15 protein-coding genes are annotated in these 23,076 nt (G+C 51.3%); 9 read left to right on the plus strand and 6 right to left on the minus strand.

The window, feature by feature from the left end; all coding sequences use genetic code 11:
• Positions 1-10: 10 nt before the first annotated feature.
• The 3 genes from CHB92_RS07745 to CHB92_RS07755 all read right to left on the minus strand — a co-directional run bounded on the left by CHB92_RS07745 (position 11) and on the right by CHB92_RS07755 (position 5,569).
• Complete coding sequence (locus CHB92_RS07745; RefSeq protein ID WP_089318618.1) at positions 11-2,548, minus strand: DUF5916 domain-containing protein; 2,538 nt, start codon at positions 2,546-2,548, stop codon at positions 11-13.
• A gap of 93 nt (positions 2,549-2,641) precedes the next feature.
• Entirely contained in the window at positions 2,642-3,481 is an 840-nt protein-coding gene (locus CHB92_RS07750; protein ID WP_089318619.1) for a CvfB family protein, read from the minus strand.
• Between the two features lie 204 nt (positions 3,482-3,685).
• A complete protein-coding gene (locus CHB92_RS07755) occupies positions 3,686-5,569 on the minus strand; it encodes a BamA/TamA family outer membrane protein (protein WP_089318620.1) in 1,884 nt (627 codons plus the stop codon).
• A 507-nt stretch (positions 5,570-6,076) separates the two neighbouring features.
• Here CHB92_RS07755 and CHB92_RS25775 point away from each other — a divergent pair.
• Positions 6,077-6,214, plus strand: coding sequence for a hypothetical protein (locus tag CHB92_RS25775; RefSeq protein ID WP_179222985.1), 138 nt, complete (start codon positions 6,077-6,079; stop codon positions 6,212-6,214).
• A 375-nt stretch (positions 6,215-6,589) separates the two neighbouring features.
• Complete coding sequence (locus CHB92_RS07765; protein WP_089318622.1) at positions 6,590-6,901, plus strand: hypothetical protein; 312 nt, start codon at positions 6,590-6,592, stop codon at positions 6,899-6,901.
• A gap of 54 nt (positions 6,902-6,955) precedes the next feature.
• Here the strand turns inward: CHB92_RS07765 and CHB92_RS07770 are convergent, their stop codons facing one another.
• Positions 6,956-7,564, minus strand: coding sequence for a hypothetical protein (locus CHB92_RS07770; protein WP_089318623.1), 609 nt, complete (start codon positions 7,562-7,564; stop codon positions 6,956-6,958).
• A gap of 400 nt (positions 7,565-7,964) precedes the next feature.
• Here CHB92_RS07770 and CHB92_RS07775 point away from each other — a divergent pair, with 400 nt between their 5' ends.
• The 4 genes from CHB92_RS07775 to sigZ all read left to right on the plus strand — a co-directional run bounded on the left by CHB92_RS07775 (position 7,965) and on the right by sigZ (position 13,429).
• Entirely contained in the window at positions 7,965-9,947 is a 1,983-nt protein-coding gene (locus CHB92_RS07775) for a DUF3857 domain-containing protein (RefSeq protein WP_089318624.1), read from the plus strand.
• A 106-nt stretch (positions 9,948-10,053) separates the two neighbouring features.
• Positions 10,054-11,961, plus strand: a complete 1,908-nt coding sequence (locus CHB92_RS07780) for a DUF3857 domain-containing protein (protein WP_089318625.1) — start codon at positions 10,054-10,056, stop codon at positions 11,959-11,961.
• 221 nt (positions 11,962-12,182) lie between these two features.
• Positions 12,183-12,593: an ArsI/CadI family heavy metal resistance metalloenzyme gene (locus tag CHB92_RS07785; protein WP_089318626.1), complete on the plus strand. Its 411-nt coding sequence runs from the start codon at positions 12,183-12,185 to the stop codon at positions 12,591-12,593.
• 218 nt (positions 12,594-12,811) lie between these two features.
• Positions 12,812-13,429, plus strand: coding sequence for an RNA polymerase sigma factor SigZ (gene sigZ / locus CHB92_RS07790; RefSeq protein WP_089318627.1), 618 nt, complete (start codon positions 12,812-12,814; stop codon positions 13,427-13,429).
• On the opposite strand, the gene CHB92_RS07795 is transcribed toward sigZ, so the two are convergent.
• The gene (locus CHB92_RS07795) at positions 13,413-15,503 is read right to left on the minus strand and encodes a ComEA family DNA-binding protein (protein ID WP_089318628.1); all 2,091 of its coding nucleotides are present in this window, start codon (positions 15,501-15,503) and stop codon (positions 13,413-13,415) included. The genes sigZ and CHB92_RS07795 overlap by 17 nt on opposite strands.
• Before the next feature lie 236 nt (positions 15,504-15,739).
• Complete coding sequence (locus tag CHB92_RS07800; RefSeq protein ID WP_089318629.1) at positions 15,740-16,561, minus strand: PorV/PorQ family protein; 822 nt, start codon at positions 16,559-16,561, stop codon at positions 15,740-15,742.
• Between the two features lie 314 nt (positions 16,562-16,875).
• On the opposite strand from CHB92_RS07800, the gene CHB92_RS07805 reads away from it, so the two are divergent.
• The 3 genes from CHB92_RS07805 to CHB92_RS07815 are packed head-to-tail and all read left to right on the plus strand — an operon-like array spanning position 16,876 to position 22,930.
• Positions 16,876-20,151, plus strand: coding sequence for a SusC/RagA family TonB-linked outer membrane protein (locus CHB92_RS07805; protein WP_089318630.1), 3,276 nt, complete (start codon positions 16,876-16,878; stop codon positions 20,149-20,151).
• Between the two features lie 11 nt (positions 20,152-20,162).
• Positions 20,163-21,593 carry a SusD/RagB family nutrient-binding outer membrane lipoprotein gene (locus tag CHB92_RS07810; protein ID WP_089318673.1) on the plus strand — a complete coding sequence of 477 codons (1,431 nt, stop codon included), beginning with the start codon at positions 20,163-20,165 and terminating at the stop codon, positions 21,591-21,593.
• A 59-nt stretch (positions 21,594-21,652) separates the two neighbouring features.
• Complete coding sequence (locus CHB92_RS07815; RefSeq protein WP_089318631.1) at positions 21,653-22,930, plus strand: hypothetical protein; 1,278 nt, start codon at positions 21,653-21,655, stop codon at positions 22,928-22,930.
• Positions 22,931-23,076 lie beyond the last annotated feature (146 nt).

Below are 23,076 nucleotides of genomic sequence, written 5' to 3' on the forward strand. Positions count from 1 at the left end.
GATGTTTTACTTACGCAGACAGTACGTTCTTGACGGCTATATAGTCTATAAAGTATAGCAGTTTCACAGAGAAATTGTTGTTTTGCGGGGCCTGGAAGGTGCGGGACACATTATCGAAGTAGTCCTTTACGATCTGGTTGTGGTTATCCTGTATCGCGTTCTTCCACACCACGCGCAGTTCGCTGCCCGGCGCAAAGCGCCAGCTGTACACCAGGTCGATGTTAAAGGCATTGTAGTTAATGTCTTTGAACCTGTCCATCTCCTGCTGGCGCTCTGCCGACACAGGCTGTAGCATTCCTTCCTCCGTTAGCACAAAGAACCGGTTATAGGCCGCCCGCGACCAGTAATGCCGCATATTTAGTGTAAGGCCGGTATTCTCGTTAAAGATGTAAGAGCCGGAGAGGGTACTGGTAAACGTCTTCACTTCGCGGTCACCGAAAATGATGTTATCCACGATGCCCTGCTCGGGTAGCAGGTATTTGTCGTGGCCAACGTAGCCAATGTCGTGGTGCTCCAGGTTTAAGCTGTTGCCATTAACTAGCAGGAGCTTGTCGTTCACGCGGAAGCGCGGGCTAAGGCTCCACCAGTTGCTGCTTTGCTTGTAGCGCTCTGACTGCCAGATGCCAAGTGAGGCATCCAATGCCAGGCGTTTGCGATAGTCTGTGGAGATGTTCCCGCTGATCTCATAAGCCGGGGGCTTTACAAACACTCTCGGAAAGGCACGGGCCTCAAAGTAATCGTTTGCATCTTCAGGCCGCACGCTCCAGTTCACGCCCACCCAGGTAAAGTTCCGAAGCTTGCCCCCGGAACTGCCGCTAAGGCCCCAGCTCGAGAAGCTGCGGGGGGCATAGAGCATAGCGTGGCTCACCGTCAGGCGGTTGTTCCAGTTCAGAAACTTCCAGATGGGCTGGTAGAAGTTGTAGTTCACCTGCGCCGAGGAGCTCATTTCGTTGTTGTTCCGCAGAAAGCCCAGGTCGTTGATGTCATAGGTGTCGGACTCCACGTTGTGGTTGAGGCTGTACAGCAGGTTGCCGCTTACCTTCGCCAGGCTGATGTTGTACTGGTGGCCCAGGCTTGTTCCGTCTGACGCACCGTCACCATCCGTATCCTTGCCGTACAGCTGGCTCAGGTTGCCCCCTGCCCGCAGGGCAAAAGTATTCGACTTGTCCGCAAAGCGTACCTGCAGCCCCGACACGTTGGCATCGTAAATCCCCTTGCCGCGTGTAACGTTGGTGTTGGTAAAGGTAAGGAAGGAGTTACGGGGAAGGGTCTGGTCCAGCACAAACACATTGTAGTTCGTAACCGGGTCGGTGAGGATCTCCCGGCTTTCGCCCGTCAGCGAATCCACGGCGGTGGCAAACATATTGCGCGTTACGGCATTGAACAGGCCAATGCCCAGCCCCTTGCGGGTGCGGCCCGATACCTTTGCGGCGTTTACCAGGCTGCTCACGGCAGGGTTCTCCGTCAGTTCCTCGTGCGCCTCCAGTTGCCCCTTTGCAGTCCCGCGCAGCAGGGGCGTACCCCCGATGCGGCGGGAGTAAAAAAGGCTCCCTTTGTTAAACAGCTCTGTGCCCTCGGTAAAGAACTGCCGGTTCTCGCTGTACTTTACCTCAAAAGGACTTAGGTTGAGCACCTGGTTATCCGACTGCGTTTGCCCAAAATCCGGGATCAGCGTAACGTCGAGGGTGAAGGCATCGTTAATGCCGTACTTCACATCCATGCCCCCGTTCACAGAATGGCTCATCTCACTGTTGCCATCGGCATTACCCGAGTAATGGTTTACATAACCCGAAACGTAGGGGGTAAACTGGAGGCGCACCGGGGCTTTGATCCCTTCTATGCCAATGGCACGCCCTTCCTGGTTCACGAAACCCTGTACTGAGTTGTCGACGTGGTTCCAGTAAGACTTTTCCCGGGAGCGGCGGATGACCCTCATAAAGTTAAGCCCCCAGGTTTGTACCGCTGCGTTCGGAAAGCGGAGCGCGGCATAAGGCAGGCGCATTTCCACTACCCAGCCTTTCTCGTTACGCGACACCTTACTGGCCCAAACGGCATTCCAGTTCCAGTCCTCATCGTTCTGCGAGAGTTTAATGTCGGTCTGTACGCCTGAGGCCGATACTAAAAAGGAAAAGGCGTTCTGCTTGTCGTGGTAGGTGTCGATGTACACACCGAACATGTCGGCGTTGTTCTCGCCGGAGTCGCGCGTACCCAGTTGCGTCAGGATAGAGTCCGGGGCCGTGTCGTAGAGCATGGCTCCGATGTACACCGCTTCGTCGTCGTAGAGCATGTACACCTCTGTTTTCTGTGAAGAGGGCTTGCCGTTAAAAGGGTCGTACCGCACAAAGTTTGTGGCAGGGGATACCTGGTGCCAGATGTCAGGCTCCAGTACTCCATCTATCACAGGTGCTGTCTGGGTGCGGGCCGTTACCGTTGTCTTAACTTTGTTCTCTTTTTCTTTGTTGTCTGGGTTTGTGGTGCCGCTTGCTGTAAGGGCCCCGTTAAACAGGAGGCCCGTAGCAAGTGCAAAAGGTAAAAATACTCGGTGCATAGTCTGTCGCCGGGTAGGTGTGAGCCGGCCAGCTTAAGTAAGGTTGTTAGGTTATGGTGTTTGCGTGCTAAGCGGAGCCCGGATGTTCTTTTGCTAACGCTTCAGGCGGATACTGTCGGAGGCGAGTTCTATCTTGCCTGCCTTGTATAAACCGCCGATAGCGCGCTTAAAGGTCTTTTTGCTCATGCCAAAGGCTTTGTAAATATCCTCCGGGCTGCTGTTGTCTGACAGTGGAAGCCAACCATTACCCTGCTGCAGCACGCGCATGATCTTATCCGAGGCCTCGTCTGATTCTGCCTTCTGGGTAGTGCCGGGCTTGCGGAGGGTAACGTCAATTTTGTTGTCCGGGCGGATGGTCTTGATGTAGCCTGTCAGCTTGTCCCCCAGGTGCAGGTCCTGGAACACCTCATTTTTGTACAGGATGCCCATATAGGCATTGTTAATGATTACTTTGATGCCGATCTCGGTAAAACCTGCCACCAAAAGCTGTACTTCCTCGTTTTCCGTCAGCTGTATTTGGTCGTTCTGCAGGTACTTGCCCAGCTTGGAGGTCGCTACCACCCGGTCGGTAGTTTCGTCCAGGTACAGGTACACGCAGTACTTGCGGCCCACCTGCATTTTGTCTTTCTGGTTGTTTAGCGGCACCAACAGGTCCTTCTCCAGCCCCCAGTCCAGAAACGCGCCAAAAGGGGAGGTGTCCTTGCAGGTAAGGCAGGCAAACTCCCCCACGGTGGCATAGGGCTCCAGGGTAGTGGCAATCATACGGTCTTCGGAGTCACGGTACACGAACACGCGCAGGTGGTCTCCTACGCGGGCATCTTTGGGCACGTATTTGCCGGGCAGCAGGATGTCCCCATCTTCGGAGGCAAGGTATACCCCGAAATCTACTTCCCGCGCTATTTCCAGTTCGTTATAATCACCAAGGTCTACCATATCGTTGTGCTGTTTGTTGCTGTAAGGTGTGTTCCTTACAAATTTAACAAAATACCCCCTCGCTTAAAAGATAAGGGAAGGGATAGATAGTACTTTCCTATATAACTACGGGAAAAACAAAAGAAAGCGCAAGGCACCGTAAAAACCGGAGGGAGACAAGTGACAGCACACCCACGGCCCTTTTCCCTTCCCTGAAAATGTATACTAGCGGAAATCAGCTACCCCGGGACGGGTAAACTGGAAGTCGCGGAAGTCGTAGTACGGCCGCGAGGACTCAAACACCCGAAAGCCCCTGAGGTCATCGTTTTGGGGCAGTTTGGGATAATAACTGATGAGGAACTGTATGGTGCTGAAGGAGAGGAACTCGTTCCGGAAACGGAAGCCAATGCCATAGCCCCGGTAAGGCGCTTCTTTAAACGGCGAACTCTGGTTGCCCGAGGAGAGCCAGGCCACATCGGCAAACAGCACCGTGGCCAAGCGAAAGCCCAAAAGCGATAGCGGTGTGTAGAGGTTCGCCTCGTAATTAAGGGTAACACGCCGGGAGCCGCGCAGCATGTGGGACCGGAAGCCCCGCAAGCCACTTTCGTTGTTGATGGAGAGCAGCTCCTCCGGATAGCGGTTGATGCCTAAAGTGCCGCGCCCCCACACAAAGTGACGCAGTTTCCAGTTGCCCCATTCGGAGAGCTTCGTGAAGTACAGCGTCTCCAGTCCCAGCACCCCTTGCTCCAGTTGTTCATTCCGAATAAAAGAGCCGTAGGAGGCACTGGCATACAGGTAGCCAAGGGAGGCGTTGTACTTCGCAAAGGAAAGAGAGGTGCCGAAGTACTTTCTGTCGCGCAGGTCCCCTTTCTCATACCCGGCCGTAATAGAGAAGAGCGTACCTGCCGGAACGTCCTCTGTCCGGCCAAAGCCAAAGAGGTAGCGGTCCTTGTAATACTTCCGGATACTGTAGCCGGCGCTGACCAAGGCTAACCTATTGTCCTGAAAGTTCTCGGTGGGCACCATCCCATAATTGGTATTGATAAAGCGGAGGCCCAGGATAACCCGGCTGCGGGGCTCATAGCCCAGGTTATAGGTTTTGAACTTGAAGGAGCGGCCCAGCCAAACATCCTGTCGGTTAAAGCTCAACGTGCCGTAGCGGATAAGGGTATCCTCCGGACTGGACGGCAACAGGAACCGTTCCTCGATCCAGCTGATGCCTACGGCACCGGCATACTTGGTGTTGGTGGAAAAGAAGTCGCGACTCAGGAAAGCGCTTTTCTCCTTATAATAGTTCTTGTCTACATAGGCCATGTCTGCCGAAACGTATGAGCGGCCTATGTTTTCAATACTATAGTAGCTGGATACCTCCCAGGGCCTGGGCCTGTTGTGGAGGTTAAAGCGGTAAGAGCCCTCTACCTGGTGCCCTTGCCCCAGGAAGTTCAGCTCGCGCAAGGAAACGCGGCCTTTGCCCGAGGAGGGAGTGTAAGAGCCGGAGCCTCCCAGGCTAAAGATATCTTTTGTTACCACAAACACATCCACACTGTCTTCAGTCGTGGTGGCTTCATTCACGACAATGCGGGCATCCAGTAAGTGCCGGGACTGACGGAGCAGACGCTCCGACTCAATCAGGGCGAGTGGCTCCAACGGTTCCATTTTCCGGAAAAGGAGTTTGTTGCGGACCTGCCCACGGCCTGTCTTTACGTGTAGGGAGTTGCCCGCTTTCTCCATGAAGCTGTCCGGTACCTTGGACGTGTCGTTAATCGAGTAGCCGAGGGCATCCAAGGTCAGGATGTCAATACGGCGCACGATCTTGTAGTTATGCTTCTCGTACTCCTGCTGGATCAGCTCGGCATTGAGGCCATAGACTTCCTCCGCCTTTTCCAGAACCAGCACTGCCTTCAGTAGCTTTCCCATGATGGTTTTGCGCTGCGACATTTCCTTTAGGTTCTCCAGCAGGCGATCATTGAAGTTCTGTGGGACGGTATCTGTTTGCGTGGAGTCGGCTACAGGACTTACCTGCGCCTGACACACCCCCGCCAGCAACAAGAACATGCCCAACAGGCATATCAGGAGTGGCAAGCGGAAAATAGGGTGCGAGTTATGCATAAAAAGATTGGCGGCTCTATGGCTCTCCCATTTAGCCTTCTAATATAACGCTTTCTAAAGCATAAGCGATATGCGTGCATAAAAAGTGCCATTTAATAAGGGTAAGCAGGAATAAGTGCTTTTTGTGATATGCTAAAACAGTTAGTTAATTTAAGGTGTTGATAAAGTGTTAATAAGTTTTTGCTAATATAATTGGGTGTAAATAAAAGAGAATGCTACCTTTAAGGACTAAAATAAGTAGCAAAGCAAATGAACAGCCCATTCGTTTTAGAAAAGCTTAGCGTGTTAGCGGGGCTGCGATGAACCTGTTCTCTGCTGCTCACGCTTCGCAGGTGCAAGAACAGAACCAGAATTCGTACGCAGACAAGACTATGAAATACAACAGAAAACAAGCCCTTGCCTTTAACCAAGCAAACTCGTCTGACAACCGCCATGGCTGCCACCAAGCATAAACCAAACTCAGTAAGTCATACTTCCAGTAACATCCAACCTAAGAAAGTTATCATCATGAGACCGAACCAAAAAGTAGCACGCGTATCGCTTTATTGCAAACTGAACATGCTGGTGCCACAGTTGCGAAGCATGGCCGCGCGGGCACAATCGGAGAACAGCGAAAAGGGCCGTAAGGCCTATAGTGGCAAGTAGCAGAACAAGCTGCCCGGATAGTTGTAACAGTAGGTAAACGAGTTGCCGTTTGCGTTTTTGGTGTGCCAGTAGCATTTTGCAGGTAAAGCAGGAAAAGTTTTTCAGGAAAAGCCTTTCAGCATACCTGTAACAGCCTTCTCTTCAATAAAATCAGGGTATCCTGCAGCAGGCAGAATAAATTGACCTGTTGCTGTAACCATATCCTGGCAAAATACGTTTATAATGATATATATCACTTTAAATGTAATGCAAAAACGGTCCTTGGGGTGAACTGAGCGCTTTTGAGACCGCTGAATGCGTAAACCATAATTTTGCACTATGAATGCACGCGTACGAAAGAAACTGATTCAAGTAGCTCGCGGTAGAGCCCACCTAATGTCCTTCCAAAACTTGATTTATGAGGCTGAGCTTGGCCTTAACCTGGACAACCCGCACGAAAAGTCTATGCTGACAGAAGTTATAGACGAGATATCAGAGAGGGAACACACGGCAGGCCGCCCTTTGCTTAGCGCCCTTGTACGAATCAAAGGACAAAAAAACCAGGGAGATAACTTTTTCAGGCTGTGTGAGCGCCTGGGTTACGGAAACTGGAAGGAGTTGAAGCGTAACTCCAAGTTTGTAGAGAGCCAACGAGAAGCCTGCCGGCAGTTCTGGCAGGATAAGAAGAACTTTACATCCTACCTATAATATAAGAGAGAGCGACAGCATTGCATTCCCACCCTAAGCTGTCGCTCTCTTTTTTTACTTTTTTAGCCCTACGTCCTCGAATTTTCCCTCCGACGAGAGCTTCCCGTTTACATACACTTGATAGACTAGCGGAAAGATCACGCCCTTCCCTATAGAACTGTACTCCAGCTCGTCCGCAAAGTAGGGATAAGGATCTTGGCTGCCTTCAGTTGCTTTGGAGGAGGTAAGAATCTGTCCGTTTTCTGCATCCATAAACAGGTCTAATACTAGCTTCGGGTTTTCCGGGTCCGACACGCGCACAATAGCTGCCTGGCGGCCTTTGTAAGTAGTGCCGTTCACAAATGTGAAGCGGAGCTTCTCGTTGCGCAGCATCGGGATAAAGTTGTAAAAGAACACCCTTTGCAAGGCCTCTTTCTCCTGCTGCGAGAGCGCCTGCTTGTGCTCATGCTGTATGAGCCAGGCACCGCTCTGGTCTATTTGTTTTAGGACGCTGTCGCCCTCCGATGTTTTTTCGCAGACGGTAAGGTAGTTCTGACTGAGGTCCAGGGTATAACGGGTTTCGGTACGGATCACCTGATCAGCCTGGTAGGTGGTGCGCCGCAGGGTGTACTGAAATTCTTTTAGCCCTTGCAGGGCTTTTCTGCCGCCAAAAGCTTTGATCATGTGCTCTCTGGCTTCAGCTCCACGCTGTTCCGCCTTTTTAGGTTGTGCCATTAAGCAGGAACAGCAACAGGCAGAAAGAAACAGTAAGAAAAGTTTTTTCATCGTTCAGGGCTAAGGGTAACAATGCAGCAAGATACTCTTTCAGCACAAATTTTTGGCCCTGTAAAATCCGCTTTTAAAGCCTGGATTCTCTTTTTTGAGCTTCATGCCAAACCTCCTCCTGAAATTTGGTAAAACTTTTTTATTAGTTTTTGCTATATAGTGAAATATGGTTTTATTTATAGACGGGTTTAAATATATTTGTGTTGTATCCTTGCTTGTTGTTGTCTAAGCATCTTTCCGAAGAGCTGCACCTTCCCCTGCATATCACTTTTTATCTAAATAAATTTACTTGTTATCTATGGAAACAAAGAAACTTACATGCTTTCTGCTTTTGCTCTTCCTGTATGTCTGTGCCGTTTCGGATGCCCAGGCGCAGGCCGCTAAGTTTGGAAAGGTAGATGAGGCGGAGCTGCAGATGCGTAGGTACGACAAAGACACCAGTGCGGCAGCTGTCGTGCTCTCAGACTATGGGTACACCCGGTTCGACTTTACAGGTGGGCTGAAGGTTATTTTTGAACGGCATGTTCGCATTAAGATCTTAAAGAAGTCCGGTTACGACTGGGCCAACATGGAGATACCCTTTTACGTGGACGGAGCGGATAAGGAAAAAGTAACGACTATCCGGGGCTACACCTTTAACCTGGAGGGCGGCAAAATAGAGAAAGACAAGCTGGACTCTAAGAGCGTGTACGAAGAACAACGCAGCGAGAACTGGCACCTGAAGAAGTTTACGATGCCGAACGTGAAAGAAGGCTCTGTGATTGATGTGTCTTACGCCATCATGTCGGACTTTGTGTACACCATGCGGGAGTGGGAGTTCCAGACGACCATTCCTACTGTTTGGAGCGAGTACCGGGCGCAGATACCGCAGTACTTCGACTACAAGTTTTTGATGCAGGGCTATCATTCTCTGTACAAAAACGACAAGCAAAACAATGGGGCACCGAGCCAAATGGTCAACAACGCGTATGTGTGGGCGATGAAGGATGTGCCTGCCCTCAAGGAGGAGAAGTATATTACCACACTTCGGGACTATCAGTCCAAAATTGAGTTCGAGTTGCAGCGCGTCTCTTTTCCTGGAGAAATCCCGCGCACGATGACTGGGGACTGGAAAGACGTAACCGGCGACTTATTGATGTCGGACAAGTTCGGAACGCAGCTGAACCGCAACAATTTCTTTAAAGACGAAATTGCTGCTGTCAAGGCAAAACACCAGGACCCGCACCAGCAGATGCTGGTGATATACGACCTGGTAAAGGACAGGATGGTGTGGGATGAAAAGTACGGGTACACGGTAAATAATCCTATCCGCAAAGCGTATGACCTGCGGAAAGGCAACGTAGCCGAGATAAACCTTCTGCTGACCTCCATGTTGCTGGAGGCAGGCCTGGATGCCGCGCCTATGTTACTCAGTACCCGGAACCATGGGCGTGTGAACACTTCTTCGTCCCCGATGGTAACCAAGTTTAACTATGTGATAGCACATGTCAAGCTGGGCGATAAGGAGTACCTCCTGGATGCGACGGAGCCCTTGCTACCGGCCGGTTTATTGCCCTTACGCTGCCTGAACGGTCATGGCCGCCTGATAAAGAAAGAGGACCAGCGCTGGGTAGCCCTTACGCCGGACAAGCCTTACTCCAAATTGTTTAATGCGGTCCTGACCATTAACAGCCAGGGCGAGATAAAAGGAGAGGCCCGGGAATCTGTTGGTGGTTACAATGCCTTGGCGCTGCGACAAACAATACTTGAGGAGGGGGAGAGCAAGTACGTGGAGCGCCTGACAAAAGAGGTAGGCGACTACAAGATGAGCAAGCCGCAGATAAAGAACCTGAAAGATGTCTCTGCTACCCTCGATATTGTGTATGACATAAGTGCCAGCGGCAGTGGGCAGGAAAACAGCATTATTTACCTGAACCCTATGTTTGGGCAGGGAGAGAGCGAAAACCCTTTTAAACTTACCGAGCGGATATACCCTGTCGATTTTGGGGCCCCGATTGATGAAACCTACCTTTGCCGCCTGACCATACCTGAGGGCTACGAACTGGAAGAGGCGCCTAAAAGCATAGCCGTGAACCTGCCGGAAAACGGCGGTCGCTTTATGTACATGGTGCAACAGAACGGGAATGTTATCCAGGTAATGAGCAAAGTGAGCATCAACAAACCGGTTTTCTATGCGCCGGAATACCCATACCTGAAAGAGTTCTACAACCAGATTATTGCCAAGCACGCGGAGCAACTTGTGCTGAAGCGGACCGCAACCAGCCAGGTTCTCCAGAAGTAGGCAGCTGCAAAAAGACCTTCAGAAGCAGGGCAAAACAGCAATGGGTTGCTTCTGAAGGCCTTCATTACCTTCTCGTTTTCGAATACACTTTTTAAAGTATTAAACCATGTGCAGACGTAACATACTCCTGTGGCTACTGGCTTTTTTGCTGCTGGCAACACCACAGGCTGGAGCAGGCGGGCTTTCTGTGCCGGAGGGGCTAATAGAGGGCGCCAATGCCGTGATTCACTCTGAACAAACTGTTTTTACGGTAAACTCGCCGGGTAGTGGCGTGACAACATACAAGGTGAGGATGACCATTTTAAATGAGAATGGCAAGCAACGCGCCAAACTGTATGTGCCATACGACAAGCTTAGCAAGGTAGACTATCTGGAGGGGACCATCTATGACCGGTCTGGGAAAAAGATCAGGTCGCTGAAAAAAAAGGAAATAGAAGATATCAGCGCCATGAACAGTTTCTCTCTTTTTGAGGACAACCGGGTGAAGATAGCTGACCTGACATATACCATGTATCCCTATACCGTGGAGTTCGAATACCAGCTTAGCTCCAACAACATGCTGTTTTATCCTGTGTGGCACCCGCAGGATGGTGAGGAGTTGGCCGTAGAGCAGGCAAGCTTTGAAGTGCACATGCCGCAAGGGATGAGGCTGCGCTACCAGGAGGCTAACATGCCTAAGCCCGGTAAAAAAACGGCCTCCGCGACCCACGATATCTATCGTTGGGAGGTAAGCAACCTGCAGCCGATAGAAAGGGAGCCTTACGGACCCGGATTCGAGGAGTTGGTGCCCGTGGTGCGTACCGCCCCGACAGACTTTGAGGTGGAAGGGTACAAGGGAAACATGGAAAGCTGGAAAAGCTATGGCCTTTGGATAAACCAGCTGAACCAGGGGCGCGACCAGTTGCCGGAAGCCACGAAGCAGAAATTGCGAGCGCTTACCGCGGATGCTCAGACAGAAGAGGAAAAGATCCTGAGGATTTACGATTACCTGCAGGGGAAAACGCGTTACGTGTCCATCCAACTGGGGATCGGGGGGTGGCAGCCCTTTGAGGCCAGCTTTGTGGACAGCAAAGGCTACGGTGACTGTAAAGCCTTGACCAACTATACCCAGGCCATGCTAAAGGCGGTAGGCATTGAGTCTTACCACGCGTTGATCCGGGCAGGGGAGAATGAACCAGACATTAAGACAGATTTCCCCAGCAGCCAATTTAACCACGTGATCCTTTGTGTGCCGACTGAAAAAGACACTCTGTGGCTTGAGTGCACCAGTCAGATAGAGGCAGCAGGTTATTTGGGTAGCTTTACAGGAAACCGCCATGCCCTGTTAATAACACCGGAAGGAGGCAAGCTGGTAAAAACAAACGCTTATGCTGCCGCCGACAACGCTCAGCTCCGCAGCATACACGTAAAGCTGGACGAAAAAGGGAGTGGGTTAGCCAGCGTTACCACACGTTACACCGGCATGCAGCAGGAAGCCCGCAACCAGGTCATTCATAACATGAAGCCCGAGGAGCAGCGCAAATGGCTCTACCAGCAGGTAAAGGTCCCGTCCTTCGAAATCAGCAAACACGCTTTTGAGCAGCGCCAGACCCAGCTACCCGTCGTAACGGAAAGCCTGGAGCTGCGCCTGCGGCAGTGCGCCACCATCAGTGGGAAGCGCATGTTTGTGACACCAAACCTGATGAGCCAATGGACCTTTGTGCCAGACCAGAAGGAGAAAAGGCTAACAGATGTGGTGCGCACCATGGCTTTTCTGGATGTGGACACTGTCACTTTCGAGCTACCCGCTGGTTATACAGTAGAGTACCTCCCGCAGGATGCCAGGTATAAGTCAACCTTCGGTGAATTCACGGCCACCGTGAAAGTGGAGGGGCGGCAAGTAACTTACATACGTCGCATGCAAATGGGCAAGGGACGCTACAAAGCGGCTGCTTATCCGGAGTTTGTAGAGTTCCTGAACAACATAGTAAAGTCAGACAAGCAACAAGTCGTATTTGTGAAGAACCCTTCCTAGGGTTAACCTGACCCTAAAGGTAAAGCCGCCATAATGCTCAGTTCTTCTGAGGCTCGTGGCGGCTTTGCTTTTACAGGCTAATTCCTGCTTTCCGCTTTAAGAAGCAGCACTTGCTAAAGTGCTTTTAGACAGGCGCAAAAAAAGTAAAAATACCCTGCGTCTTTTCCAGAGTGGCTCCGTCTTCAGGGTGTAAATCAGAAAAACATCTTAAACGATAAGCCATGAAAAGATTTCACGTAAACGTACGCGTTAAGAATTTACAGGAGTCTGTTGCCTTTTATACCGCTTTGTTTGCCACTGCACCTACTGTGCTGAAGGAGGATTATGCGAAGTGGATGCTGGAGGACCCGCGCATAAATTTTGCCATCTCCCTACACCCCGAGAACGCCGGCATCGAACACCTGGGCATACAGGCAGAGAGCGAGGAGGAATTGGCAGAAGTGTATGAGAGGTTGCAACAGGCGAAAGGCACTATTGTGGAGGAAGGCAAGTGCACCTGCTGCTACGCTAAATCAGAGAAGTCCTGGATCACAGACCCACAGGGGGTAGACTGGGAGGCCTTCTATACATTTGGGGAGGCGACCGTATATGGTGAGGGAAAGCATACACGTACAGAAGCAACCGCGCTGTAATCCATTAGTACAAAATAAAACGAAAGGGTATCCGCCTGTGCAGTTTTTCTCAGGCGGATGCCTTTATTTACAAGAATTTCTGTTTCTTCGCTTATACTACCTTTCTGTACCCTGCCGGATATGTCTTGCCCCAACAGGCTATGAGCAAAGGAAAAGTAGGGAGAGGAAAGGGAGTGGTTTGGCACTAATTAGCGCAAGTGATAGAGTAGACATCTGATATGGCAAATTGTTGTAACACTCCGGAACAATCTAACCTGGCAGCTGCCGACGCCTGTGCAGCTGTTGCCCCTGTTTTTTTAGCCTATGAAGCCCAACTGAAGGGTTTTGTGCAGAAGCGGGTATTGGATAAGACAGAGGCAGATGACATACTGCAGCAGCTTTACCTGAAGGTGTACAAGCACTGCGAGCAACTGCAGGAGGTAAACAACACGAAGGCCTGGCTTTACCAGATCACCCGTAATGCGGTCTACGACTTTTTCAGGGAAAACAGCCGCCGTGAGCGCCTGGAAGACCTGGAACTGGCAGAGGAGGAGTTGCCAGAGAACAGCCGGCATGAGATTGAAGCGCTGATAGAGCCGCTGATCGGCCTGTTGCCGGCAGAATACGCCGAGGCTCTGCGGTTGAGCGAGTTGGAGGGAGTAAGCCAGAAGGAGATCGCTGAACGTTTGGGGATATCTTACTCGGGTGCCAAGTCACGGGTGCAGCGGGGGCGCGAAAAGCTAAAGGCTTTGTTCATGGAGTGCTGTCATCTGGAGTTCAGCCACGACGGCCATGTGCTGTGGGCCCAGGTAAAGGCTAGCTGTAAGCCTCTGCAAGGACTCAAAACTTGTACCTGAGCTGTACTTTCACATCCGACCGCTTCGAGCCTTCGATCGTTTCCATGCCGGTACCAATGGAGTCCTGATTTCGGTAAAAGGTCAGGCCATACTTGAGCCACACGTCCATGCTTCGTATGGGGCGGAATTGCAGGAGGGCATAGGTCCTGGTGCCTTTGCCGAAGAAAGCAGGGATGGAGAAGGCGTACAGCACGTCACGCTCATATATGTACTGCCGGGTGGCATAGCTGTCCGTGTCGAAAATAGCGTAGCGGGTACTCAGCCGTACCTTATTAAAAGTAAAGTTAAGGTCCTGTGCAATCAGGTAGCCGGTCTCCTGTGGCGACTCATGCGTATAAGTGCTAAACTGCACCCTCGATTTCAGGCTTAGTATTTTACTGGCGACTGTCTCAAAGTGCAGCAGGTAGTTCCGGCGCAGTGCCTGCGCCACATAATCTATGCTTGTGGTGTTGCCCGGCACATTGCGTCCTTTGCTCTCGCTGCGCATTTGGGCGTACAGGCTACTTAGCTTGTTCGGGCGGAAGAGCAGGCGCACTAAATACTCATCCCCGTAAGAAGGGGCATCCACCTGATAGCGCAGCCACGGGAACCGGAAGCGATCATAGTAAGCGGTTATCTCCCATTGCGGCAAAGGCCTGATCTTGATGCCCGTGTAAAAGCCCTGTTCATTTATGTTGCGGGTGCCCTCCCCAAAAGCGCTGCCATAGAAGCTGTGAAAATGACGGGCGTAGTAACGATGCAGCATTGCCAGTTCCACCCTATTCGAAAGATTGGCGACAAACCCGTTAATAGTACCCACGCCACCACTTTTACTCAATGCCGTTTCTCCGAAAAGATAGACATTCTGCCAGGTATAGCTGTAGTTGGCGCCGATATTGTAATTACGCGTCCCGTTAAACTCGAAGCGCTGGTAAGGCACCCCTGCTTTTTGCATAGGAGCACTGTAATGGGTTCCCAAGGCCGTGAGCCCCAGGTTCAAGCTTTTGTCCCTTGACTGAAAACTGGCGTTTCCGCCAAAGACCTGTTCACGTGCTTGCCCTTTGTTAGCCAGTTCTGTGGGAGTGCGGTGGAAGCCCGAGGTCTGGATACTCGTAAAGAAGTTGGTATAAAAGGGCAGGGAATCCAGTCGATCCTGCAGGTTGGCATCTACCCGCTTGTTAGAGTAAAAGCCAGTAATATCTACCTGCCCTACGTTATACGTTACAGCCCCGCCTCTTAAGAAGGCGTACTCCAGCACAGAGGTGTAAGGCCTGATACCCAGGTTAGGCCTGCTAACAGTGGCAATCGTCTCGCTCCCTTTGCCAACTGTGTAGCCAGAAGAGAGCAAGAGGCCCTGGCCAATCTGTAGTTGGTAATCGCCGAGGGCAATCGTCTTAAACCTACCCCGGTTGTAAAGCTGCAGGTGCGCCGTGTAGTAGTCAAAGCCGTAGCGGCGGGTAGTCCTGTCCCATATCAGTTGCTCACCCGGGTCCTTTTCGGCGGCAAAGCCAAAGCTGTAATCCCGCGGATGGCTGATGCGGTAGCGGAGGTAAAGCTTTTCGGGGGATCCCAGGTAGCGGCTTCTGGAACGGCTGGTGGTATCTATTGGCATATAGCCTCTCCGCTCCTGCAGGGTGCGCTCATACCGGAGTATAAGTGCGTTGTTGTCTTCCCCCACCACGCGTTGCCACAGCGGGCGCTGATCTGCCTGTAGCCCGGTGTCTCGTACGCGTACAAAGGGCAGTAGCTGGTAAATAGTGGGCAGGTCGAAACCGGGAATAGCCTGCAGCTCATAAATGCTCAGCAAGTCGCCGTTCTCTTCCAGGTACTCAAAAAAGGCAGCGATCTGCGGACGGGAGAGGAGGTAGAGAGCCGCAAGCTCTTCCGGCGTGGTGCGGTTCAGGTCGATGGGGCGCTGGTAATACTGGAAAAGGGTCTCGTAGAAGTCCTCGTAGGAAATGCTCTCGTCGTCCTGCTCGGCAAACAGCTCCTGTACTAACAGGTCCAGGTCTATCGCCTGGCGGGGATAGTCCTGCGCCAGCAATGGGGGCAGGAGCAGAAGCGTAAACCAACACAAGAGGAGACAGCGTACCATAGGCAAGCGCGCCATTTGCCAGCATTTCCTGGACAATGGTGCAGTTAGTATATGTTCACTACTAAGTTTACTATATGCCAGCTAAGAATAGTTACATATAAATGTTTTGTATCCTCTCAGCCAAGTCCGTTGTTCCTAGCTTTCTTGATACCGCTTAGGTTACCAGGCGTAACATTCTCCTGCTGGCAGGTTTCTGATACCTTTGCTCCTGCAGGGCTAAGCGGTGCAAAAGCATACTATTGGTCGAACTGGTAGGCAACCGATAAGTGGTGGCTAAAGCCCAGCAAGGTGGTAGACCCAAATGCGTAAGCAACGTTCAGCTGTCTTGCCTGAAAACCCGCCCCGAAGGTAAGTTTGTTGATGAGGGTGTTAAAGCCAGTACGCAGGGCCAGTTTGTCTTTTAACACCTGGTACTCGATCCCGGCTTTAAAGCTAGCATCGTAGTCAATGTCCTTTTCTGTTTCTGCTATTAGCAGTAGTTTCGGGGCCGGACGGTAAGCTAGACCTGCTTTCATAACAGTCGGTAGCCGTTCATCTTCGAAAGCCGACAGCTTTGCCTGGTTCAGGTTAAAGGCATAGGCCCCAACGTACAAGTTAGGGACAATTTCGCCCTGCCCGCCAACAGAGAGCGCCACTCCCTTTTCGCTTCCATAGCTCTTGACCGCTACTTGCCACACATCTGCCTTTACCCCAAGGCTGAACTGCCCCAGCCTGTGCGCTACACCCAATCCTATGTGTTGCTGGCTGTAAAGCTCGTCACCAAACCGGCTGACGCTAAGCCCGTAGCTGCCATACCCCTCGGTGGGGAGTACTGCCTGCAGGGCAACAGTCGTAAAAGCCTGTATACCGAAACGGTTCTCGACATAAGCCCCCGCTTGCGGCTGCTCCAGGCCGGCAATGCCCGCAACGTTATTCTGCAGTGCCCACAGATCGGGTAAGGCAACGGCAGCGCCTCCCAAGGCAGCAGCGCGTGCCCCTGTACTGTACAGCTGCTGTGCCTGTGCTTGATGTGATACAATGCTGGTGAAGACGAACAGTGGCGTGAACAGGAGCTTCATAGGTTACTGGAAATAGTACTGTAAAGTGCCAGCAGGCCAGTGCTGGCAGGCGTGTTTCGCTGGATAACAATATTTGTTTATAGCTGTGTAAGTATAAATAGGCCTACGTTGTTTACCTGTAAATGGATGTAAGTATATAATAGTCAGCAGATTAAAAACATTAACTAAGGAGTTTTGTGCTTTTGCATCGAAAAAAGGTGTGTCTGCAGTGAAAGAAGGTTAAATTGTATTATTGCTATTGTATTAACTGTTTACTAAGCGCGTAAACTATGCTGTAATACTAATATTTAAGTTAAACAGCTAAATAAGCGCTTATGAAAAAGGTTCTACTACTTAGCCTGATGCTGGCTCTGCTCTTGCCGTTATCAGGTTATTCGCAAGAGGCCAGGACTGTAACGGGTGTGGTTACTGACGCGTCAACTGGCCAACCTTTGCCTGGCGTTGCAGTGCTAGTGCAGGGTACTACCGTAGGGGTTACCACCGGGGCAGAGGGAAGATACAGTATTGTGGTTCCTCCTAATCAAAATACGTTGGTGTTTCGTTTCCTGGGCTATACGACCGTGACAAGAAACGTGGGCAATGCCGCGACAATAGATGTTGCGCTGGGAACAGACACAGAACAGTTGCAGGAGGTGGTGGTAACTGCCCTCGGTATCGAAAAGACCCGGAACGAACTACCGTATGCGGCGGAGCAGGTAGATGGCGAGCAGGTGACCACGACGCGGGATAACAACCTCGTGAACGCACTCTCAGGTAAAGTAGCCGGCGTAAACATTCAGCGAAACAACAGCCTGGGTGGATCAACGAATATCGTTATTCGCGGCGCTAAGTCGCTTACGCAAAACAACCAGGCCCTTTTCGTGGTGGATGGCGTGCCAATAAGTAACGCGGTCTCGAATACCCTGGACCAGTCTACTGGTCGTGGCGGATACGACTACGGTAACGCTGCCGCTGATATCAACCCGGAAGACATTGCCTCTATCACGGTGCTCAAGGGTGCTGCGGCTACTGCGCTTTACGGTTCACGGGCAGCGAACGGGGTGGTGATGATCACAACCAAAAAGGGCCGGGGCAGAGAGGGCATTGGTGTTACGATCAACTCCAGTGTAAACTTTGGTTCTATAGATCCTGATACCTTTGTGGACTTTCAGGACCAGTATGGAGCAGGTTATGGTACCTATTATCCATCACCGGATGGATATTTTCTGTATGCAGACGTAGATGGCGATGGCCAACCGGACCGCGTGGTACCCACAACAGAGGATGCCTCCTACGGTGCTCAATTCAATCCGAACCTGTTAGTTTATCAGTGGAATGCCTTCGATGAGTCATCTCCCTTTTTCGGGCAGCCTAGGCCTTGGGTAGCTGCTGAAAACGACCCGAACGAGTTCTTTCAAAACTCCTTCGGTACGACACAGAGTATCGCGCTGGACGCCAATAACGAAGGCAACTATTTTAATCTGCGCTATACCTACACTTACGATGAGGGTATCCTGCCCAACAGCGAGATCCAAAAAGACTATTTCAACTTTGCCGCAGGCTATAACCTGACCGACCGCTTTAAAGCAAGTGCCTCGGTTAACTACACGGTGGTAGAGGGCTTGGGGCGTTATGGTACAGGGTATGACGTAAACAACCTCCTAACCAACTTCAGGCAATGGTGGCAGGTAAACGTGGACATCGAGGAGTTGGAGGATGCTTATAACAGGACGGGCCGTAACATTACCTGGAACTGGGCAAACCCGCTTAACCCTGCGGAGGGGCTGGTGCCAATCTACTGGGACAACCCCTACTGGACCCGCTTCGAGAACTACCAGAACGATAGCCGGCAACGCATTTTTGGAAACATCAGGGTAGACTATGAGTTAGCGGACTGGTTAAGCCTGATGGGGCGTATTTCCCTGGACTCTTACGACGAGCTGCAGGAAGAGAGAACTGCTGTTGGCTCCCTTAATCCTGCGGTATACCTTCGGAACAACAACAGCTTCCGGGAGTATAACTATGACCTGATGGCGAATTTCGAGAGGGATCTGTCAGAATCCTTTAGCCTGAACGGTGTATTGGGAACAAACATCAGAAGAACACTGATCAGTTCTATAAGCGCCTCCACTAACGGTGGGTTGGTAGTGCCGGGCCTGTACTCATTGGCTAACTCGCTAAACCCCATTACAGCGCCTACCGAAAATGAGTCAGAGCTGCAGGTAAACGGCTACTTCGCCAGCGCTACCTTAGGGTATCGGGACCTTGCTTTTCTGGATGTCGCCTACCGTATCGACCAGGCTTCTTCGCTCGCCATCGAAAACAATGCCTACCCCTATGGGTCTATATCCGGCAGCTTTGTGTTTACAGAGCTGATGGAGCCCCGGTACTGGCTGACGAACGGTAAACTCAGGCTGAACTACGCAGAGGTGGGTAACATGGCCCCGGCTGGTGCCATCAACATCGTTTATGCAAACCCGTTTGACCCTTATAATAACCCTAACCCACTGTTTGGTACAGCACCACTGTACTCGCTACCTAATACCAGAAACAACCCGGAACTGGAGCCGGAGAGAACAGAAAGCTACGAGGCAGGGCTCGAGATGTCTTTCTTCGATGCCCGCGCCGGCTTTGATGTAACCTACTATAAGACAAACTCTATTAACCAGATTCTGCCTGTAACGGTATCGCCAACAACTGGCTACAGCTTTCAGTACGTTAACTCCGGAAACATCGAGAACCGCGGCTGGGAAGTCTCAGTCTATGGTACTCCGGTAAAAACAGACAACTTCTCCTGGACCATCAACGCGAACTGGACAAGAAACAGAAACGAGGTAAAAGAACTGTACACTGATGCGCTGGGTAACGAAACCGAGAACATACAGCTTGCTTCATTTCAGGGGGGCGTGTCCATTAACGCTACCTTAGGAGAGCCTTACGGCACAATCCGGGGAACAGACTTCGTTTACCTGAACGGCCAAAGAGTAGTAGGTCCGGATGGCTTCTATTTAAGAACACCTACCTCAAACCAGGTGATCGGTAATATCAATCCGGACTGGGTAGGGGGCGTTACGAACATATTGCGCTATAAAGGCCTGTCTTTTAGCTTCCTGATCGATGTAAAGAATGGTGGAGATATTTTCTCGCTTGACCAGTACTATGGCCTGGCCACAGGGGTGAGTGAGGCGACAACCTTTATCAATGATTTGGGCAACCCCGTGCGCAACACGCTGGCGGAAGGAGGCGGTGTTATCTTCCCAGGGGTGCAGCAGGACGGTACGGTCAACACCGTGCGGGCACCAGCATCGAACTACGGTACTTTCGGATACGCCCGGAACCCGGCTGCTGGCTTTGTGTATGATGCAGGTTATGTGAAGCTAAGAGAAGTAACCCTTACTTACAGTTTGCCAGCTACCCTTATCGAAAAGCTCGGCCCTATCCAAGAGATCCAAGTGTCTGCCTTTGGAAGGAACCTATGGATTATCGATAAAGAGCTGCCTTACGCAGACCCAGAGGAAGGCCTGGGCGCTAGCAACTTTGTAGGCGGTTATCAGGGAGGAGCTTACCCCACCACAAGAATTGTCGGTATCAATTTGAAAGCAAGACTGTAAAAGACATGAAGATGAAAAAGATAGTTATAATAGCAGTTGCACTGCTCTTCGGTAACGCCTGTACAGATGACTTTGAAGAAATAAACGTGAACCCGAAGGCGGCAACGGAGGTACCGGTTGGGACCCTTCTGTCGAGTGCACAGCGAGAGCTAACCGACGTGCTGACCAGTGCTAACGTGAACGTTAACATTTTCCGCTTACTGACACAGCAGTGGGCACAGACCACGTACACAGATGAGAGCAGGTATGACTTGGTGACACGCGACATACCAACAAATATCTGGACGATTTTATACAGGGATGTACTAGCCGACCTGAGAGAGGCCCAGAGGCTTATCCTAGCGGAAACCAACGCCCCGGATGCCATCGCACAAAACCGCCTGGCTATTTTAGAGATACACGAAATATACGCGTGGACTGTGTTAGTGAACATTTTCGGGGACGTGCCCTACACCGAGGCACTAGACCCTGATAACGTGTATCCGGCTTACGACGATGCAGAGTTTATTTACAACGACTTACTGGAGAGGCTGGATGCCGCCATTGCGCTACTGAACCCGGATGCCCCTGGCTTCGGCAGTGCCGACCTGATCTATGGCGGTGTTGGCAGTGTGGAGAGTTGGCTGACGTTTGCAAACTCCCTGAAGCTGAAGCTTGCCATGACCATTGCAGAGGTTGCCCCTGACCGGGCGGAGGAACTGGTACAAGAGGCGCTGCCAAACGTGTTCACATCCAACCTTGATAATGCTACTTTCAACTACCTGGCTGCCCCGCCAAATACCAACCCAATCTGGATCGACCTGGTGCAAAGCGGACGCCAGGACTTTGTGGTAGCCAACACATTAGTGGATGTGATGCTCGAGCTGGATGACCCGCGGCTGGAGCAATACTTCTCCCTTGTTAACAACGAAATTATTGGGGGTACATACGGCACCAGTAACAGCTTTGCCTCTTTTTCGAAGCCTTCTGCCCGGATATTGGCGCCTGACTTCGAGGCGGTTCTTTTAAGCTATTCAGAAGTGGAGTTTTACCTGGCTGAGGCTGCGGTTAGAGGTTTTGATGTGCCTGGCACGGCAGAAGAGCATTATGAGAACGCTATCGTAGCCAACATGGAGTACTGGAATGTGCCACCAGAAGAGATAGCAGAGTACCTCCAGCAGCCTGCTGTAACTTGGGACCCTGCAGCGGCAAATCCTATACAGCAAATCGCCCTGCAGAAGTGGATCGCGCTGTATAACCGGGGCTATGACGCTTGGGTAGAGTGGAGAAGGTTGGACTATCCTGTTTTGCCGATACCAGCGGATGCCTATCTGGATGCCATCCCCGTCCGTTTCCCTTATCCGACTGTGGAGCAAAACCTGAATACCGAAAACTATAACGCTGCCGCTGCTGCTATTGGTGGCGACCTGCCAAGCACTCGTATCTTTTGGGACGTAGATTAAGCTGCAAGTCCACACCCTTATGGTACAAGTATTTATTGGGACACTAAAACTGCTATGAAATGAAAAATAATATATCGCTGTTACTACTTTCCCTGTTTGCTGTCTTTTTTTTTACTGCCTGTGAAGATGATGACGATCCGTTTACCGGCCCGTACAGAGTAAGTATACTCGGTCCTGACACGGTAGCGCCTGAGTCGACAGAACAGTTCACGATTGGCAACTTCTTAAACCCTGAATCCTATACCTGGACGGTAGTAGACGGACCTGCTGAGATTGTGGGCAGCAACACGGGAGCCACTGTGGATGTTAGGTTTACTTCGGTGGGCGACGTTACCTTAAGCGTTACTAATGGACAGGAAACCGGCACGACCACTGTAGAAGTAGAAAATGTGGCACCGGCTGTTACCGGAAGCTTGAACGACACCGGTGTGCTGGCGAGTGGTATGTCTGACACTGTGTTCTTCGAGTTCGATGCCCCTGTTGCGGAAATAGGGAGCTTCGGCTTTAACACCGAAGACTCGACAGCTTTTAACGAAGGCGGGACACCGTTTGTATCCGGAGCCATCGGAGACCTGGTGCAGGTAAACGACCAACTTTATTATGCTGTCTATACAGCCGGTGCAGGTAACGGAACATCGGAGGTTCGTTTCACAGACGTTGTCTCGACAGGTACCTTTGGCGCTGACACGGTAGAAACTGCTTATGTACAACTATACCGTGTAGATAATATTGCCCCGGTAGCTGACCTGGCTTACAGTACAGAAGTAGCGAGCGAAGGGTCCATGGTGATGGTCACAACCACTTTTAGCGAGGAGGTTATGTCAGCCGATCCGGCCGACAGTGTACTGTTTATCACAGTTGACGGTGAAAGGGATACACTGATGGCAACCGATGACCCGCTGGTGTATACCTATGAGTACGAAGTGGGAGAGGGTGACGGACCGATAGAAGTTGGCCTGGAAAACGTGGTGGACCTTGCAGGCAATGAGCTGGCCGGAGTTAACAATGCTACGGAGTTGGTGCTTGATAACACAGGCCCCGTCGTGACAGGTACTGCAACAGACGCCGGAAGCGGGGCCTCTATCGCCATCGGGTCTAGCGAAGCCGGTACAGCGATGTATCTGGTTCTGAACGACGGTGCCGCTGCGCCAACCAATGCGGAAGAGTTTATGGACACACAGGGTGTTGCCTCTCGTTCTGTACAGATTAGTGCAGGTGGAGGTGTTAGGACTGTAACCCAGGCACTTGCCGCGGGTGACTATGATGTTTATTTCCTGGCCAGGGACGAAGCTGGTAACTTTAGTGCAATAGAAACAGCGGACCTCCTTATGGACTAAATACAAAACATGAGAACCAAGCAGTAAGCTGCGTTGCCTGACTTTGCAGTTCTGAAAAAAATCAGCGAAAGCATCCTTAGAAAACCTCCAAAGCCACAGCTCTGGAGGTTTTTTAGTGGCATGCACACAAGTACTTGTTCAGCGGC

The organism is Pontibacter ummariensis (genome assembly GCF_900188175.1).
Taxonomy (GTDB): Bacteria; Bacteroidota; Bacteroidia; order Cytophagales; family Hymenobacteraceae; genus Pontibacter; species Pontibacter ummariensis.